15 protein-coding genes are annotated in these 17434 nt (G+C 63.0%); 8 read left to right on the top strand and 7 right to left on the bottom strand.

Annotation, left to right across the window (positions count from 1 at the left end; translation table 11 throughout):
- The first annotated feature begins 69 nt into the window (after window positions 1–69).
- From hslO to ACR0NB_RS12885, 8 genes are all read left to right on the top strand, one after another.
- Window positions 70–1056, top strand: coding sequence for an Hsp33 family molecular chaperone HslO (gene hslO, locus ACR0NB_RS12920; protein ID WP_093963913.1), 987 nt, complete (start codon window positions 70–72; stop codon window positions 1054–1056).
- Window positions 1046–1645, top strand: coding sequence for a CoA pyrophosphatase (locus ACR0NB_RS12915; RefSeq protein ID WP_480775888.1), 600 nt, complete (start codon window positions 1046–1048; stop codon window positions 1643–1645). Before hslO ends, ACR0NB_RS12915 begins: the two co-directional genes overlap by 11 nt.
- Entirely contained in the window at window positions 1642–2796 is a 1155-nt protein-coding gene (locus ACR0NB_RS12910; protein WP_480775887.1) for a CCA tRNA nucleotidyltransferase, read from the top strand. The genes ACR0NB_RS12915 and ACR0NB_RS12910 overlap by 4 nt, the downstream gene beginning before the upstream one ends.
- 191 nt (window positions 2797–2987) lie before the next feature.
- The gene (locus ACR0NB_RS12905) at window positions 2988–4838 is read left to right on the top strand and encodes an ABC transporter ATP-binding protein (protein ID WP_480775886.1); all 1851 of its coding nucleotides are present in this window, start codon (window positions 2988–2990) and stop codon (window positions 4836–4838) included.
- Window positions 4835–6667 carry an ABC transporter ATP-binding protein gene (locus tag ACR0NB_RS12900; protein ID WP_480775885.1) on the top strand — a complete coding sequence of 611 codons (1833 nt, stop codon included), beginning with the start codon at window positions 4835–4837 and terminating at the stop codon, window positions 6665–6667. The genes ACR0NB_RS12905 and ACR0NB_RS12900 overlap by 4 nt, the downstream gene beginning before the upstream one ends.
- A 39-nt stretch (window positions 6668–6706) precedes the next feature.
- Window positions 6707–7936 carry a class I SAM-dependent RNA methyltransferase gene (locus ACR0NB_RS12895; protein ID WP_480775884.1) on the top strand — a complete coding sequence of 410 codons (1230 nt, stop codon included), beginning with the start codon at window positions 6707–6709 and terminating at the stop codon, window positions 7934–7936.
- A 20-nt stretch (window positions 7937–7956) separates the two neighbouring features.
- Window positions 7957–8742, top strand: a complete 786-nt coding sequence (locus tag ACR0NB_RS12890) for an ion transporter (protein WP_170364389.1) — start codon at window positions 7957–7959, stop codon at window positions 8740–8742.
- Between the two features lie 56 nt (window positions 8743–8798).
- The gene (locus ACR0NB_RS12885) at window positions 8799–9317 is read left to right on the top strand and encodes a L,D-transpeptidase family protein (RefSeq protein ID WP_093963918.1); all 519 of its coding nucleotides are present in this window, start codon (window positions 8799–8801) and stop codon (window positions 9315–9317) included.
- On the opposite strand, the gene ACR0NB_RS12880 is transcribed toward ACR0NB_RS12885, so the two are convergent.
- The 7 genes from ACR0NB_RS12880 to cysQ form a co-directional block, all read right to left on the bottom strand.
- Complete coding sequence (locus ACR0NB_RS12880) at window positions 9301–10737, bottom strand: nodulation protein NodH (RefSeq protein ID WP_480775883.1); 1437 nt, start codon at window positions 10735–10737, stop codon at window positions 9301–9303. The genes ACR0NB_RS12885 and ACR0NB_RS12880 overlap by 17 nt on opposite strands.
- Window positions 10738–10743: 6 nt before the next feature.
- On the bottom strand, window positions 10744–12447 hold the full coding sequence (locus tag ACR0NB_RS12875) for a DUF5927 domain-containing protein (RefSeq protein ID WP_480775882.1): 1704 nt from the start codon (window positions 12445–12447) through the stop codon (window positions 10744–10746).
- Entirely contained in the window at window positions 12444–13430 is a 987-nt protein-coding gene (locus ACR0NB_RS12870) for a glycosyltransferase family 2 protein (protein WP_480775881.1), read from the bottom strand. Before ACR0NB_RS12870 ends, ACR0NB_RS12875 begins: the two co-directional genes overlap by 4 nt.
- Before the next feature lie 185 nt (window positions 13431–13615).
- A complete protein-coding gene (locus ACR0NB_RS12865; protein ID WP_480634033.1) occupies window positions 13616–14659 on the bottom strand; it encodes a glycosyltransferase family 2 protein in 1044 nt (347 codons plus the stop codon).
- A 7-nt stretch (window positions 14660–14666) separates the two neighbouring features.
- Entirely contained in the window at window positions 14667–15650 is a 984-nt protein-coding gene (gene galE, locus ACR0NB_RS12860) for a UDP-glucose 4-epimerase GalE (RefSeq protein ID WP_480775880.1), read from the bottom strand.
- Between the two features lie 73 nt (window positions 15651–15723).
- A complete protein-coding gene (locus ACR0NB_RS12855; RefSeq protein WP_480775879.1) occupies window positions 15724–16524 on the bottom strand; it encodes a 3-deoxy-manno-octulosonate cytidylyltransferase family protein in 801 nt (266 codons plus the stop codon).
- Window positions 16524–17321: a 3'(2'),5'-bisphosphate nucleotidase CysQ gene (gene cysQ / locus ACR0NB_RS12850; RefSeq protein WP_480775878.1), complete on the bottom strand. Its 798-nt coding sequence runs from the start codon at window positions 17319–17321 to the stop codon at window positions 16524–16526. The genes ACR0NB_RS12855 and cysQ overlap by 1 nt, the downstream gene beginning before the upstream one ends.
- Window positions 17322–17434 lie beyond the last annotated feature (113 nt).

The raw sequence follows: 17434 nt of genomic DNA, 5'->3' as shown, positions 1-17434 counted from the left end.
CCCTTTCAACCCCGAATGTACGACCTATATGGTGGCGATATGCCAACTTGCGGCGCTTAAGGAAACCCCATGTCTCTTGGAACGAAAATCGCGTGGGACGATACCGTCCTGCCCTTTCAACTTGATGTATCGGATATGCGTGGCCGCGTGGCCCGGCTGGACGGGGTGCTGGACGGCATCCTGAAGCAGCACAACTACCCCGCGCAGGTCGAGGCGCTGGTGGCCGAGATGGCCTTGCTGACCGCGCTGATCGGCCAGACCGTCGCGCTGCGCTGGAAGCTGTCGCTGCAGGTTCAGTCCAAGGGGCCCGTGCGGATGATCGCCACCGACTATTACGCCCCGCGCGAAGAGGGTCAGCCCGCGCAGATCAGGGCCTATGCCAGCTTTGACCGCGACCGTCTGACCGAAGGTGCGCCCTTTGATCAGGTGGGCGAGGGATACTTTGCGATCCTGATCGACCAGGGCAAGGGAACGCAACCCTATCAGGGGATCACGCCGCTGGCCGGAGGATCGCTCAGCGCCTGTGCCGAGGCGTATTTCGCGCAGTCCGAACAGCTGCCGACCCGCTTCTCGCTCAGCTTTGGCCGGTCGACCGAGCCGGGTGTGGGCGAACGCTGGCGCGCCGGCGGCATCATGCTGCAGCACATGCCAAAGGCGTCTCCGTTTGTCGCCAGCGGCGAGGGTACGGGCGAAGTTCTGACAGCCGCCGATCTGGTCGATGGTCAGGAAGAAGAGAACTGGGGTCGGGTCAACATCCTGCTGGACACGGTCGAGGATCTGGAAATGATCGGACCATCCGTGGCGCCGACCGACCTGCTGGTGCGCCTGTTCCACGAGGAACAGCCCCGCGTGTACGAGGCCCAGTCGGTGCAGTTCGGCTGCACCTGCTCCGAGGACCGCGTGCGTCAAAGCCTGTCGATCTACTCGGCCCAGGACATCGAGAAGATGACCACGGATGAAGGTACCGTAACCGCCGACTGCCAGTTCTGCGGCGCGCATTACGTGCTGGATCCGAAATCCGTCGGGTTCGAGGCAGAAGATCCGGATGCCGGCTGACCTGATCCCGCGTCTGAGCGCGGCGCTGGCCCGTCCCGGTGACGGGTCCAGCGACTTCGACCTCAATCCCGGGACGGTTCTGCCTGCGGGGCGCAAGCTGCGCCCCGCGGGTGTTCTGATCGCCGTGGACCTGGCCCGCGACGATCCGCGCCTGATCCTGACCAAGCGGTCTTCGGCCCTGAAACACCATCCGGGGCAGATCGCCTTTCCGGGTGGCAAACAGGACGACACCGATGCGGATGTGACCGCCACCGCCCTGCGCGAGGCGCAGGAGGAGATCGGCCTGCCGCCGGACCTGCCACGCATTCTGGGTACCTTGCCGGTGCATGAAACCGTCACGTCATTCGCCGTGACACCGGTGGTGGCGGTTCTGGAGCGCGGCTTTGACCCGGTGGCCGAACCGGGCGAGGTTGACGAAGTATTTTCGGTTCCTCTTGCGCATGTGCTGAACCCTGCGAATTATGTGGTTGAATCGCGCATCTGGCGCGGAACACGGCGGTATTACTTCGCGGTGCCCTATGGCCCCTACTACATCTGGGGCGCTACGGCCCGCATGTTGCGCGGGCTGGCGGCACGGATGACCGAATGATGCGGATCACCGAAGACTGGATCACGAACCCGGCCACGCAGAACGTGTGTGCGGCGCTGACCGAGGGCGGCGCGCAGGCGCTGTTCGTGGGGGGGTGCGTCCGCAATGCGCTGCTGGGGGCGCCGGTCTCGGATCTCGACATCGCCACCGATGCCCGCCCGCAGCAGGTAATGGACCTGGCCGAACGGGCCGGGCTGAAGGCGATTCCGACGGGGATTGATCATGGCACCGTGACCGTGGTCAGCGACGGCATACCGCATGAAATCACCACCTTTCGCCGCGACGTCGAAACCGACGGGCGGCGCGCGGTCGTGGCCTTTTCCAACCAGGTGGAAGAGGACGCCGCCCGCCGCGATATTACGATGAACGCGCTCTATGCCCGCCCCGACGGCACCATTCTGGACCCGCTGGGCGGCCTGTCCGACCTGCAGGCGAGGCGCGTGCGGTTCATCGGCGCGGCCCAAGATCGCATTCGCGAGGACTATCTGCGCTCGTTGAGGTATTTCCGGTTCCACGCCTGGTATGGCGATGCGCAGGCCGGGATGGACCCGGATGCGCTGGCGGCGATTGCGGCCGATCTGGACGGGCTCGACCGGCTGTCGCGCGAACGGGTCGGAGCCGAGATGCTGAAACTGCTGGCCGCGCCCGATCCGGCCCCATCGGTGGCCGCCATGCGCAGCATCGGCGTTCTGGCGCATCTGCTGCCTGGCGCCGACGATCGGGCGCTGCCGATCCTGATCCATCTTGAATCGCAGGCCGGGCTTGCCCCCGACGCGCTGCGCCGTCTGGCAGCCATCGCGGGGCCCAAGGTTGCCGGGACTCTGCGCCTCAGCAAGGCGCAACTGGCCCGCCTGACCCGGATCCGGGACGGCGCGCAGGGCGGTGCCGGGGCGGCCGAATTGGGGTATCGGCTGGGCCAGCCGGACGGACAGGACGCGGCCCTGCTGCGCTGCGCCTTTCTGGAACAGCCCTGGACGGCTGAGACGGGCGCGGCCGTTGAAAAAGGGGCCGCGGAGTCATTCCCGGTCAAGGCCGCCGATCTGCTCGGGCGGTACTCCGGCCCTGCGCTGGGCGCGAAACTGGCCGAACTGGAAAGCCGCTGGATCGCCTCGGACTTCACGCTGGACCGGGACGCGCTGCTGCAAGTTTGACGGGAGGTCTCAAAAGGGGATGACAAGCCTTTGGGTTTCCGGCTAGGGTGCGCCTGTCACATGGATGGAGGACTGCGAATGTACTACGGGATCTGGTTCGGCTAAAGCCAGGACACCTGACCCGTACGGGTGGTGTTTTGGCGCCATCTGCTTTCGCATTTTCAATTTTTCTGCTCAATCGGAGCACCTCCATGTTTCGCTTTTTCGAAAACCTCGTAGACCCTTTTGTTGCCTATGAAGAGGTCGACCGGCCGCCGACACGGCTGTGGCCCTTCATGCTGGATTATTCCCGCCCTTTTCGGCGTGTCTTCTTCTGGGCCGCGCTGATGTCGATCATCGTGGCCGCGGTCGAGATCGGGCTGATCTATTACATGGGCCGGGTCGTCGACCTGCTGGGCGGATCACCGTCCGAGGTCTGGCAGGCCCACGGGACCGAGCTGGTCCTGGTCGCGCTGTTCATCCTGTTCCTGCGACCTATCCTGCATGTGCTGGACGTGTTGCTGCTGAACAATGCGATCCTGCCCAATTTCGGCACGCTGATCCGCTGGCGGGCGCACAAGCACGTTCTTCGCCAGTCGGTCGGTTGGTTCGAGAATGATTTTGCCGGGCGTATCGCGAACCGCATCATGCAAACCCCGCCGGCCGCGGGCGAGGTGGTGTTCCAGGTGTTCGATGCGATTTCGTTCTCGCTGGCCTATCTGATCGGCGCGGCGATCCTGCTGATGGCCGCCGATCCACGCCTGCTGCTGCCGTTGCTGATCTGGTTCGCGCTCTATGCGCTGCTGGTGCGCTGGACGGTGCAGCGGGTGGGGCCGGCGTCGCAGGCCGCGTCCGATGCGCGGTCTACGGTGACGGGCCGGGTGGTCGACAGCTATACCAACATCCATTCGGTGAAGATGTTCGCCCATGCCCGGCAGGAACTCGATTATGCACGGGAAGCGATCGAGGAGACCCGGCGCACCTTCCAGATCGAAATGCGTATCTTCACCATCATGGATGCCGTTCTGGTCGCGCTGAACGGCGTGCTGATCATCGGTGTGGTCGGCTGGGCCATTTACCTGTGGATGCAGGGCAGCGCCTCGGTCGGGGTGGTGGCGGCGGCCACCGCGCTGACGCTGCGGCTGAATGCCATGACCGGCTGGATCATGTGGGCGTTGACCAGCTTCTTCCGCCAGCTGGGCGTCGTGGCCGAGGGGATGGAGACCATCGCCCAGCCCGTCGACCTGCTGGATGCGCCGGACGCCAAGCCGCTGCAGCTGACCGATGGCCGGATCGAGATCCGCGACCTGTCGCACCATTATGGCCGCGAGACCGGCGGGCTGGACCATGTCAATCTGACCATCCAGCCGGGCGAAAAGGTCGGGTTGATCGGGCGCTCGGGGGCCGGGAAGTCGACCTTGGTCAAGCTGCTCTTGCGGTTCTACGACGTGGAAAGCGGTGCGATCCTGATCGACGGGCAGGACATCCGCATCGTTACCCAGGACAGCCTGCGCCGCAATATCGGCATGGTTCAGCAGGACAGCGCGCTGCTGCACCGCTCGGTGCGCGACAACATCCTGTATGGCCGCCCCGATGCCACCGAAGACCAGATGATCGCCGCCGCCAAGCAGGCCGAGGCGCATGACTTCATCCTTGATCTGCAGGACCCGCAGGGCCGCACCGGCTATGACGCCCATGTGGGCGAGCGCGGCGTCAAGCTGAGCGGCGGGCAGCGGCAGCGGGTGACGCTGGCGCGGGTGATCCTGAAGGACGCGCCGATCTTGTTGTTGGACGAGGCCACATCCGCCCTAGATTCCGAGGTCGAAGCCGCAATCCAGGAGACGCTGTACGGCATGATGCAGGGCAAGACCGTGATCGCCATCGCGCACCGGCTCAGCACCATCGCCCAGATGGACCGCATCCTGGTGATGGACGGAGGCCGGATCGTCGAGGAAGGCACCCATGCCGATCTTCTGGAGCAGGGCGGTCTTTACGCCCAGTTCTGGGCGCGCCAATCTGGCGGCTTCATGAACCCCGAGGCCGCGGACGAGGCAGCAGAATGACGGTCGCAGACCTGATCAAACCGTTTGAACCCACCCAGACGCCCCCGCCGCAAAGGCTGGGGGCGTTCATTCGCTGGTGCCTGACAGGGGCCTGGCCCATGTTGTTCGCCGCCGCGCTGTTTTCCGCGCTGGCAGGTGCAATGGAGGCCGGAACCGCCTGGATACTGGGCTGGGTGATCGACATGGCGACCGCCAGCGGACCCGAGAACTTTCTGACACCGCGAAACCTGTGGATGATCCTGGGCGCTGTGGCGTTCTTCATGCTGATCCGGCCGCTGCTGTTCGGGCTGTCCTCGGTGTCGAACAACTATATCGTCATGCCCAACATCCCGCCGCTGGTGCTGGCCAAGCTGAACCGCTGGACCCTGGGCCAGTCGGTCACCTATTTCGACGACGATTTTGCCGGTCGCATCGCCCAGAAACAGATGCAGACGGCCAATGCGCTGACCTCAGTCGTTTCGGAAACTATCAGCGCCATCGTCTTTGCCTTGGCCTCGCTTGTGGGGTCTTTGCTGTTGTTAGGGTCTATTCATCCTCTGGTCATGCTGCCCTTCGTGGCTTGGCTGGCGGTGTATTTCCTGCTGGTGCGCTGGTACCTGCCGCGCATCCGCACACGCTCGGCCGCGCGGGCCGGGGCGCGGGCGACGGTGTCGGGGCAGGTTGTGGACACGATCACCAACATCAAGACGGTCAAGCTGTTTGCCCATTCCGAATTCGAGGATCAGGCCGCCCGCGACTCGATGGTTGCGCTGCGCGACAAGTCGCTGGCCTTTGGCAAGCTGTCGGCCAGTTTCCGGTTCATTTTGATGACCTTGGCGGGGCTTCTACCGGTTCTGCTGTTGGGCGCCACCTTGTGGCTGTGGCAAGCCGGGTCGGCTACCACCGGGGATATCGTGGCGGCGGGCGCCATCTCGATCCGCATTGCGCAGATGACGGGCTGGGTAAGCTTTACTCTGATGGGGATCTACGCCCATGTGGGCGAGATCGAGAACGGCATGAAAACCCTGGCGCGGCCTGACCGGGTCGAGGATGCGCCGGACGCCACCGAGTTGACGGTGCCCGAGGGCCGGATCGAGTTTCGCGATGTCAGCTTTGCCTATGGTCGCGACGTGGGCGGGGTCTCGGACCTGACACTGACGGTGCAGCCGGGCGAAAAACTGGGGATCGTCGGTGCCTCGGGGGCGGGGAAATCCACCTTGGTTTCGCTGCTTCTCAGGCTCTATGACAGGGAAAATGGGCAAATTCTGATCGACGGGCAGGACATCGCCGGTGTCACGCAGGACAGCCTGCGCCGCCAGATCGGCATGGTCACGCAGGAAACCGCGATGTTCAACCGCTCGGCCCGCGACAACATCCTGTACGGCCGGCCCGATGCCAGCGAAGACCAGATGATCGCCGCTGCCAAAAAAGCCGAGGCGCATGATTTCATCCTCGATCTGCAGGACGGGCAGGGGCGCAAGGGTTATGACGCGCATCTGGGCGAGCGCGGCGTCAAGCTGAGCGGCGGCCAGCGTCAGCGCATCGCTTTGGCCCGGGCGATCCTGAAGGACGCGCCGATCCTCGTGCTGGACGAGGCCACCTCGGCGCTGGATTCCGAGGTCGAGGCCGCGATCCAGACCGCGCTGCACCGGGTGATGGAGGGCAAGACCGTTCTGGCCATCGCCCACCGCCTGTCCACCCTCAGCGAGATGGACCGGATCATCGTTCTGGATCACGGGCGCATCGTGGAAAGCGGTCCGCATGACACCCTGCTCGCGCAGGGCGGGTTGTATGCGCGGTTCTGGCACCGCCAGTCGGGCGGGTTCATCCAGACCGAGGCCGCCGAATAAGGGTTTTGTTGCCGCATCAGCCCGGCTATCAGGCAGGCCATGACGCAGGAATACACCATTCTCCGCCTCGGGCATCAGGGCGACGGCATCGCCGAGGGCCCGGTCTATGCCCCCCGAACGCTGCCCGGAGAGCGGGTCACCGGCGCGCTGGACGGCTCGGCGCTGACCGATATCAAGGTGCTGACGCCGTCGGACGATCGGGTCAAGCCGCCCTGCCGCCACTACAAAAGCTGCGGCGGCTGCCAGTTGCAGCACGCCTCGGACACCTTCGTGGCCGATTGGAAGGTCGAGGTGGTGCGTACCGCCTTGGCCGCTCAGGGGCTGCAGGCCGAGATGCGCCCGATCTTGACGTCGCCACCGCAGTCGCGTCGCCGCGCCACCATCGCGGTGCGCCGCACCAAGAAGGGCGCGCTGGCGGGGTTCCACGGGCGCGCCTCGGACGTGATCACCGAGATTCCCGATTGTCAGCTGCTGGACCCGGCGCTGACCGCTGCCATCCCCGTGGCCAAGGCGCTGGCCGAACTGGGCGGCAGCCGCAAGGGCGTGTTGTCTGTCACCCTGACCCTGTCCGAAGCCGGACTGGACGTGGCGCTGCAGGGCGGCAAGCCGCTGGATGGCCCGCTGGAACTGGCGTTGGCGCAGGCGACCGAGCAGCACAGTCTGGCGCGGCTGGCCTGGGATGGCGAGGTGATCGCCATGCGCAACCCACCCGCACAGCGTTTCGGCACCGCGCAGGTGGTCCCGCCGCCGGGGGCCTTCCTTCAGGCCACGAAAGATGGAGAACAGGCTCTGACACAGGCAGTTTTGGAGATCGTCGGCCCGGTCAAGCGGGTGGTTGATCTGTTCGCGGGCTGCGGCACGTTCTCGTTGCCGCTGGCGCAACGGGCCGAGGTTCATGCCGTTGAAGGCGCGGCCGACATGACCCGCGCGCTGGATCAGGGCTGGCGCAAGTCCACGGGATTGAAACAGGTCACGACCGAGGCGCGCGACCTGTTCCGCCGCCCCTTGATGCCGGACGAGCTGCGCCGCTTTGACGCCGTGGTTCTGGACCCTCCGCGCGCCGGCGCCGAGGCCCAGGTGGCCGAGCTGGCTCAGGCCCGCCGTCCGGTCATCGCCTATGTGTCCTGCAACCCTGTGACCTTCGCGCGGGATGCAAAAATTCTGGTTCAGGCGGGCTATGCCCTTGAATGGGTCCAAGTGGTTGACCAATTTCGATGGTCATCCCACAGCGAACTGGTGGGCAGCTTCAAACTGGCAGAGAATCCATGATCCGACAGGAGACCCTTCGCATGACGATCCGGCAGCGCCTGCAGGCCTTTGTCGAAAACCCGCGGTTTTCGCAATTCATCACCGGCGTCATCTTGGTGAACGCGGTTCTGCTGGGCATGGAAACCTCGGACGGCCTGATGGCGAAATTCGGGCCGGTGATCGTGCTGCTCGACACCATCTGCCTGACCATCTTCGTGGCCGAGATCGCAATGAAACTGGTGGCCAACGGGCGCCGTTTCTTTCTCAATGGTTGGAACATCTTCGATTTCGTGATCGTCGGCATCGCCTTGGTGCCCGGCGGTGCGGGTCTTTCGGTGTTGCGTGCGCTGCGGATCCTGCGGGTGCTGCGGGTGATCTCGGTCGCGCCACGTCTGCGCCGGGTGGTCGAGGGGTTCATCTCGGCCTTGCCGGGCATGGCAAGCGTGTTCCTGTTGATGGCGATCCTGTTCTATATCGGCGCGGTGATCTCGACCAAACTGTTCTCGGACAGCTTTCCGGAGTGGTTCGGTGATCTGGGTCTGTCGGCCTATACCCTGTTCCAGATCATGACGCTGGAAAGCTGGTCGATGGGCATCGTCCGCCCGGTGATGGAAGTCTATCCCTACGCCTGGCTGTTCTTCGTGCCCTTCATCATGGTCACGACCTTTGCGGTCGTGAACCTGCTGGTCGGCTTGATCGTGAATTCGATGCAGGATGCCCACCACGCCGAGGATGAAGTCAAGACGGATGCCTATCGGGACGAGGTGCTGGACCGGCTGGAGTCGATCGAACGCCGCCTGACCGAGCATATGAACAGCAAAAAGTGATTTCCGTTTCTGCCGGATTTTGGCATTATGCGAAAAAACGAGCAGGCAGTGAAATCATGGATCGTCGAGCATTTGGATTGGGTGCACTGGCAACACTGAGCCTTTCGGCTTGTGGAAGTGCGGGCCCCCGGTTTCTGACCTACAACGGACCCGAGGTGACATCCATTGTGGTGAACAAGGGCGCGCGCAAGATGTACCTGCTGCATCACGAGCAGATCTTGCGTGAGTATGATGTCGAGCTTGGGTTCGCTCCAAGCGGCACAAAGGTCAAGCGCGGAGACGGTCGCACACCCGAAGGCACCTACCTGATCGACCGCCGCAACCCTCGCAGCCGATATCACCTGTCGCTGGGGATTTCCTATCCCAACAGCCAGGATATCGCCAAGGCAAAGGCGATGGGCTTCGACCCGGGTGGAGACATTTTCATTCACGGCCAACCGAACCTGCGCAAGGAGTTCAAGCGCGCGAAGAAGACGCCGGATTGGACCGCTGGCTGCATCGCCGTCAAGAACGAAGAGATCGAAGAGATCTATGCGATGGTGAACGAAGGTACGTTGATCACCGTGCGTCCCTGATAGGCCGCCATTTCCCGAATCCGAACTGCAGATAATCGCGCTGATAGGTTTCCTCGGCCAGCGCCTCGAGCTTGTCATCGTAGATCTGATCCAACGAATAGGGCTGGTCCGGCGCGGGCACGCCGGGCTTCGGCGGTGCATTGTGCCCCAGGCCGCGGGCCAGATCCGGTAGCGCGGTGGCCATCTCTTCCTCGTGCAGTATGAGATCGGGCAGGGCAAAGCCCGCAATCCCCTCCAACATGCGGGCCTGCGTGCACCACAGCCCGTCGACACGGATCGGGGTCTGGCCAGAAAGATTCAGCTGCAGAAACTCAAGAAACGCCGAAAACGCCTGATAGTGCTGCTCGAGCGAATAGTTTCCATCGCGCACCTGGCCCGGGATCGGCAACTTGAACCCGTTGCGCAGCCGGTTGCGGATTCCGGCATATGCGCCGGGCCCGGTGCCCAGGATCCGTTCGCAAAACACCGAATGTGCCCGCGCTAACGGGTGTCGCAGGACCGTGAATTTCCGGTGACCCGGATGCGCCTTCATCCAGCGCCGCACCTGTTTCTGGTTTCGGTCGGTGATCAGCTCGCCGCCATCCAGATCGGACATCCATTGGGCCACGATCTGTTCCGGTCCACCACGGATCGGCAGATACATCAGCGGCGTTTCCGCGGCCGCGATATGACGCGAAACGGCTGGCCCCCGTCGCGGTTCAAAGTTCGGCGTTCGGTGCAGGTTGAACCGGTCCAGGGCCGCTAGGGCCGCATCCATGGCTTCGGGATTGGTCACCTTGGACAAAGCCGGTTCCGGGTTCTGAGGTTTGAGATCCGGGGCCAGTTGATCCAGACGCGCCTCAACCCCCAGCCATGCCGCCAGTCCGTTCAGAACATCCAGTTGGGTCAGATCCTCGTAACCGATGTAAAATGCGGTCTGGCCAGTTTTTTGCAGCTGATTGACTAAACTCAGCTGAAACGCCTGCTGCTCATCCACGTAGTCCCGAAACTCGTCCCCATCAAACGCAACCTTGGTGGCGCGCCTGCGTTTCACGTTGGTCAGCATCCACTGTTGGGTCTCCCGCGCAATCTTGAGCGAGATGTAGCTGTCCAACGGGTTGCGGTTGAGAATGATCTTTGCGCAGCGCGGATCGTTCAGCGCCATCGCCAGGGCCCGCGGGTCGTGCGAGTGAAAAAACCGGAACCCGTGCAGACCCTCCGGCGCGGAACGCATCGCTTCGATCAGGCGGTCCGGCGCAGCATCCCTGTCTTCCAGTGAAAATCCCAGCACTTCGGTTGCTTTCGGGTATCCGATGAAGTGCGGATTGAACGCCTCGCCATGACACTGCACGCCGTCCAACGCATTCAAATTTGCCTCCAGCAGGTTCGACCCGGTGCGCATTTCGGCAAGAATGATGAAATAGTCAAAGTCGGTCGGCATGCGGGGTCATTGCACCAGGTAGGGCTTGCGATACGGGCGGGTCTGATTACCGAATACATCGTCGGCAGGAAAGTCGCCCATCAGGTGAGGGTGCATTCCCTGGTTCTTGAGGTTTTGCAGGAACTTTCCAAACCCGGCCAGATCAACCATCGTCGGCGCCTCGATCAGATGGCTGGGCTGCGTCGCGCCCATCTCCTCAAGAACGGTTTGCAGATGTTCCATCGGAGATTCAACGAATTCGGCCATTGACCAAACATGCACGCGCGCTTTGGTCCACACGGAATCGAGCACCTCAAGCTGTTCGGTCTCGATCTTTTGCAGGCGGGCCGCTTCGGAGCGGATGTCGGCGAAATTCATGTTCGACCGAAACAGCGGAACAGCCCAGGCCCCGGTGACCACGCAGACCTGTGCGTTCTTGTCTCTCGCCAGAAACCAATTGATCTTCTGGGTGTCAGCCGGACCGAATTGAAAGCACTGGCGTTCGCCCCGGGTGTTCCAGATCAGGTTCGACAGAAACGCCGTCGGATTGTAGTCGCGCAAAATGGCGTTGTCGCTGAGGGACCCGTTCAGGATGGTCTCTCCTTCGGCGAATTCGGCGCGCTTGGGGTTGAACAGATGCCCATGGACGCGGGCGCCTGACGCATTGCCCAGCCAGCTTTCAAAGCCCTCAAACAACTCGGAAAAACCCTGAAACACGGAGTAAGGAAACGCGGTCAGGCCGTTTTCGCTGCCATGGCGGGGAAAACGGCTTTGCATGTACAGGCCGTCGCGGCCGCGGGTACGACGCTCGACCGCTTTGGAGAAAACGCGGTCGATCTTGCCGGGATTGGGCTCGGCGGGTTTTCCGGCGAGGGACTGATCGTTCAGAAACGCCTGATAAAGCCGGTCGGCGCGCGGCCAGATCTTGCGGGCGACGAAACAATCGGATCGACGCAGCAACTGCAGGTGATCGTCATAGAAGATGTGCGGGCGGCCCTGATAGTCGAACTTCGACAGGGTCAGCGATCGGCTTTCGATCTGAGTGGAATAGAGCCGCGCCAGCGTCTGGAAATAGCTTTCGTCGGGGATCCAGACATGCCGGAAATATCGATCATAGACCTCTCGCTTGGGGTCTTGCAGGATCGCGGTCAGGGTCTGCCTCGTCAGGCACCACCACTGGCTGCCCATATGCGGGATCAGCCCGTTGGGGATTGTCCGTCGATATCCGACCGCGCGCTGAAGCTTGACGAAGCGGTCAAACAGCTTGCGGTGTTTGCGCCACGAGAAGGGAAACCGCAGGGTAAAGCGTTCAAGGTCCAGCCCGCCCACGGTCCAGCTGACATCGGCGGTGGTGGCGCTTTCAATGAAATCCACGCGGGGCCGGTCGCTCAGGTAATCGATCAGGTCCTGAACCGGGCGCAATGGCAGGCAAGAGCCGGATGACAGAAAGACATGGCGTATGTCGGGAAAGCGCTCCAGCATCAGCGTCGCGGCCGATTGCGAAGCGGCAACGATGCCCCAGCCGCCCCACTCGCAGATCTGGCGGTCGCAGAACAGGATCAACGGATCATCCCCGCAGGCCGCGACAAAGTCTTTGAACACGGCCGGGTCGACCTTGCGGTCGACGTGGATGACCACCGGACAACCCGCCGCGGTCCAGCGCCGGGCAACCTGCTCAGCCCGGTCCAGCGCAGTGTGGACCAGCATCACGATGCCCAGGGTCCCGCTCATGCCCAGTTCCCTTTGGACATCAGACCCAGGATCTCAAGTTGGCGCCAGTTGATGTATTTCTCGGACCATTTGCACCAGAAAACCGGCTTGCTCTCCAACTGGTCGACATAGGCCCTGTATTCGCCGGACGCGCGGTAGTGCTCACCGCGCTGCAGTTCTTCGCGGGCTTTGTCACCCAGCGTGTTGATCAGCTTGGCATGCAGCAATGCGCCGCTGGTTTTCTCGCCGCCCCACTCGTCATAGACTTGGTTCAGGCCGCGCGGCAGCAGCGCATGGGTCGAGCTGACATAGACATAGCGCCGATCCCACTTGACCAGAGGGATCTTGTTCAGCGCGGGCGCTTTCGCGGGCTTGTCCTGAAAGAAAACCCTTGCCCGTGGCCCGCCCTGGATCCACAGGTTTCCGTAGGCGGGGTTCTTGGTGATCATGTAGTTGCCCGAGTCGAACCATGCGGCAATCTCGAACGGGTCCTGCCCCTCGTGATAGGTGGCGTCCTGTATCGGCCCCTCGGGATACATGTCCAGCAGCATCGTCCCGAAACTGCGCACCCCGGTGCCGTCCAGCCAGTCGGTCAGGGCGTCGATGGGACGTGTGTCGCAGAACGGATAGATCAGGAACTCGTCCGGATCTACGGTCAGGACCCAGTGTCCATGGGCGTATTTCCGCAGCAAGTAGTTGGACCAGTCGATCCCGAATGTAGAACGGCGATAGCTGGCATTCGTATACCAGACCGAGACATCGGGCTGCGCCTTGAGATAGCCCAGCGTGCCATCCGTGCTGTCATTGTCGACGAACAGGAAATGCCGGACGCCCAGCTTGCGGTAATAGTCCAGAAAATAGGGCAGGCGGATCTTTTCGTTGCGCACGACGCTCATCAGCAGAACATCACCGGACCGGATCTGCCGGGTGTTGTTGCGGACGGTGCGCAGATCGCGTCTTCGGCGGATGCAGCGCACAATACGGCGCTTGCGCCGCAGTCTCATCCGGTAAGAATCCAAAAGGCTCACGCGCTGCCCAACCTTCTTGTAATACGCGAGCATGTCCGGGGCCCGCATTTGGTCAGACGGGAGCCGGACACTAACGTTTTATGACATTTTCGCACCTTGCGAAGCAATGTATTTAAGAGCCGTTAGCCAAGCATGGGTTTTTGGGGCACAGGATTCCCCGTTCACGTCCACCCGCCCGCTGACAGCAGTCCAAGGCTCTGCAGATGCGCCCAGCCTGAATACCGTTCTGATTGTGGAGTCCAAAGGTCGGGCCCGGCAATGATGCCATCATAGTATGGCCCGAATTGGTCGGGATCATGAAAATGCTGGCGCCTTTGTTTTTCGATGCGCGACTTCTCGACGACTTGCGGCAGGAATTTCGTGTGCAACAGGACGCCCGAGGGGGTTTGCCCGGAAGGCCCGCCATAGGCAAAATTCAGGTGTCGGGGCAGGGCCGAGTGACAGGAGTTCACGAAGGCATAGCGACGGTCCCACTTCACCAACGGAATCTTGTTCAGGGTCGGAGACCGGTCCGGGCAATCGGCAAAGAAGGCGCGTTCGCGAACGCCGCCTTGCACCCACAGGTTTCCCAGCGGCTCTTGCCGGCGGGCCCTGTAAGGGCCGGAATCGAACCAGTTCAAAGTTTCGGTCGGGTCGGTCTCGGGATCATAGGGCGCCGCGCCCAACGGGCCTTTCGGGTATAGATCAAGCATCAGCGCGCCAAAGGCCGGCTGTCCGATTTGGTCCAGCCATCCCGTCAGATCGTGCAGGTCGCGGCCGTCGTGATGGGCATAGATCAGCAGTTCGTCCGCATCCACCATCAGCGTCCAATGACCATGGCCATGCCGCATCTGCAACCAAGTCAGCCAGTCCAGCCCGAACCGAGCCTCGCGATAGCTGGCCTGCGTTTGCCACAGCGACACGTCCGGCTGGTTCAGCAGATAGGTGGTCGAACCGTCATCGCTGCCGTTGTCGACCATCAGGAAATGATCGACCCCCAGCCGGCGATAGTGGCGCAAGAACCAGGGCAGGCGCTCGATCTCGTTGCGCAGGGTGGTAAAGGCCAGAATGTCGGTGGGCGCGATCAGCCGGGTCTTGTCCGACACCGGCGTCAACGCGTGGCGGCTGCGGAAGGACCGCCACAGCAAACGCTTGCGCTTCAGGCGCAGACGGTATCTGCGAACCCAGCCCGGGGCGTTTTCGTCATGGTGGTGCGCGGCGCCCATGGCATGATCACTTTTCGTAGTGGCCATTCTGATGCCAGCGCCAGGCATCGGCGATCATCACTTCCAGCCGCGACCGTTTGGGCCGCCAGCCCAGTTCGGCCTCGGCCCGGGTCGAGCCTGACACCAGCTTGGTGCAGTCGCCCGGCCGGCGCGGACCGGTGATGAAGGGCACCTCGCGATTGGTCACGCTGTGCGACTGCGCGATCACCTCTTGCACCGAAAACCCGGTGCCGGTGCCCAGGTTGAACACTCGGCTGCCCTTGCCCTGTTCCAGCCAGCGCAGGCCCAGCACGTGCGCATCCACCAGGTCGCAGACATGGACATAGTCGCGGATGCAGGTGCCGTCGGGCGTGTCGTAATCGGTGCCATAGACGGTCAGAGCGTCGCGCTTCCCGTCGATCGCGTCCAACAACAGCGGAACCAGATGGGTCTCGGGGCGGTGGAACTCGCCCACGTCGCCGTCAGGGTCGGCACCGGCCACGTTGAAATAGCGAAAGATCACGTGGTTCAGCCCGTGCGCCTGTTCGAAATCGCGCAGGATGTCCTCGATCGCGCGTTTCGAGGCGCCATAGGCGTTCAACGGGTGTTGCGGCGTGGTTTCGTCCAGCACCACGTTGTCGTGGTCGCCATAGGTTGCACAGGTGGACGAGAACACAAAATCCAGGCAGCCGGCGGCCACGGCCGCCTCAATCAGGTTCAGCGATCCGGTGACGTTGTTGCGCCAGTACCGGCCCGGCTCGCTCATGGCTTCGCCGACCTGGCTGAGCGCGGCAAAATGCATCACTGCCGCCGGCTGGTACTTGGCAAAGACCTGCTCCAGCCGCGCGCGGTCCAGCAGATCGCCCTGTTCGAAGGGGCCGAATTTCACCGCATCCTGCCAGCCGGTGACAAGGTTGTCATAAGTCACGGGCACATAGCCCGCCTGCGCCAGTGCCTTGCAGGCATGAGATCCGATATATCCGGCGCCGCCGGTCACGAGTATGTTTGTCATCCGTGGTCCTGCCGAATGTCTGCCCGTCATGGATTAGCTGCCCGGCCGCCCGCGCGGAACGGGGAATTTGCGCCTATTCCAACCCCATCGCGGCCATCATGCTTTCGATCCTGGCCACGTCCTGCGGATTGTTCAACTCCCAGAACTGACGGCCTTTTGCCTCGACCTCGACACACAGAACCTTGCGCCCGTTTTCCATGAACCGCAGCTGTTCCAGCCCTTCGAACCGTTCCAGCGGCCCGACCGGCCAGCCCGGATAGGCGGCCAGCGCGTCGGGCCGGTAGGCGTAGACGCCCACATGGTGGAACACCGGCGTCGGATCCGACCCGGCATAGGTTTCGGCGGTGAAGGGGATCACTTCCTTCGAGAAATAGAGCGCGCTGTGATCGGTCGCGAAGACGGCGGTGGTGCCGCCCACCCGGCCATGCCTGCGGTCGTTCAGCAGCCCGTTCAGCGCCTCGCCGTCGCACCGCAGCACCGGCGTGGCCACGCCGGCCTCGGGCGCGGCGCGCAGGCCATTGACCAGATCCTCGATGAACCAATGCGGGGTCAGGGGGGCGTCGCCCTGCAGGTTGACCACGATCTCGTAGCCGCCGCCCAGCCTGTCATGCGCCTCGGCGCAGCGTTCGGTGCCGTTGGCGCAGCTTTCTGAGGTCATCACCACCTCGGCGCCAAAGCCCTCGGCCGCGGCGCGGATGCGGTCGTCATCGGTGGCCACCACCACCCGGTCGACGTCTGAGACCGACATGGCCGCGCGCCACGACCGCTCGATCAGGGTCATGGACCTTCCCGTTGCGCCGGTCAGCGGCACCAGCGGCTTGCCCGGATAGCGGGTCGAGGCATAGCGGGCAGGGATCGCGATCAGAACCGACATCAGGCCTCCTTGAGTTCGACGCCCGGGGCATAGGCGATGAAGAACGGGTTGGCATAGCCCTCCTTGCCGTAGGTCAGCGGCGTGTGGTCGTCAAAACGCACCACGTGGCCCCCGGCACCGGACAGCACCGCGTGGCCAGCGGCGGTGTCCCACTCCATCGTGCGGCCCACGCGCGGGTAGAGGTCGGCCTCGCCCGTGGCCACCAGGCAGAATTTCAGGGACGAGCCCGCCGACTTGCTGTCCTTGACCTGGTATTTGTTGATGTAGTCATCCGTGGCCTGATCGCGATGCGATTTCGAGGCCACCACCAAAAGCGCCGAATTGTCCGGTTCAGAGACTGAAATCGGGGTCAGAGTGCCCGGTTTGTCCTTGTCCAGGGCGCCGGTTTCCTCGACCGAGCGGCCATCGGCCAGGGTATAAAACATGCGCCCGCGGGCCGGGGCATAGACCACGCCGCGGGTGGGCACACCGTTTTCGACCAGCGCGATGTTCACGGTGAAATCGCCGCGCCGGTTGATGAATTCCTTGGTGCCGTCCAGCGGATCGACGATCAGAAAGGTGTCGCCCTGCTTGCTGTGCGATGCGGCCTGTTCCTCGGTCACCAGCAGGATGTCGGGGAAGGCGGCGCGCAGCCCGGCCGAGATCAGGGCATCGGCAGCTTCGTCGGCTTCGGTCACGGGGCTGGAATCGGACTTGACCTTCACGTCAAAATCATCGGCATCGTAGATCTCCATGATCTTGTCGCCCGCTTCCAGGGCCAGGCGTCTGATCACGGGGATGAGGTCGTCATAGGTCACAAAAATGCTCCGTTTCCATGGTTTGTTGATCCGAAAACCTGACGAACTTATGCTGTGCCGGATACGGAACGGCAAGGAATTCGTGCCACGCTGGCGGAACAAAACCGGGAAAG

The sequence above is a fragment of the Ruegeria sp. CG3 genome (assembly GCF_056537205.1).
The sequence above is the reverse complement of the archived record's forward strand: the minus strand, read 5'-3'. Positions and strand labels throughout refer to the sequence as shown.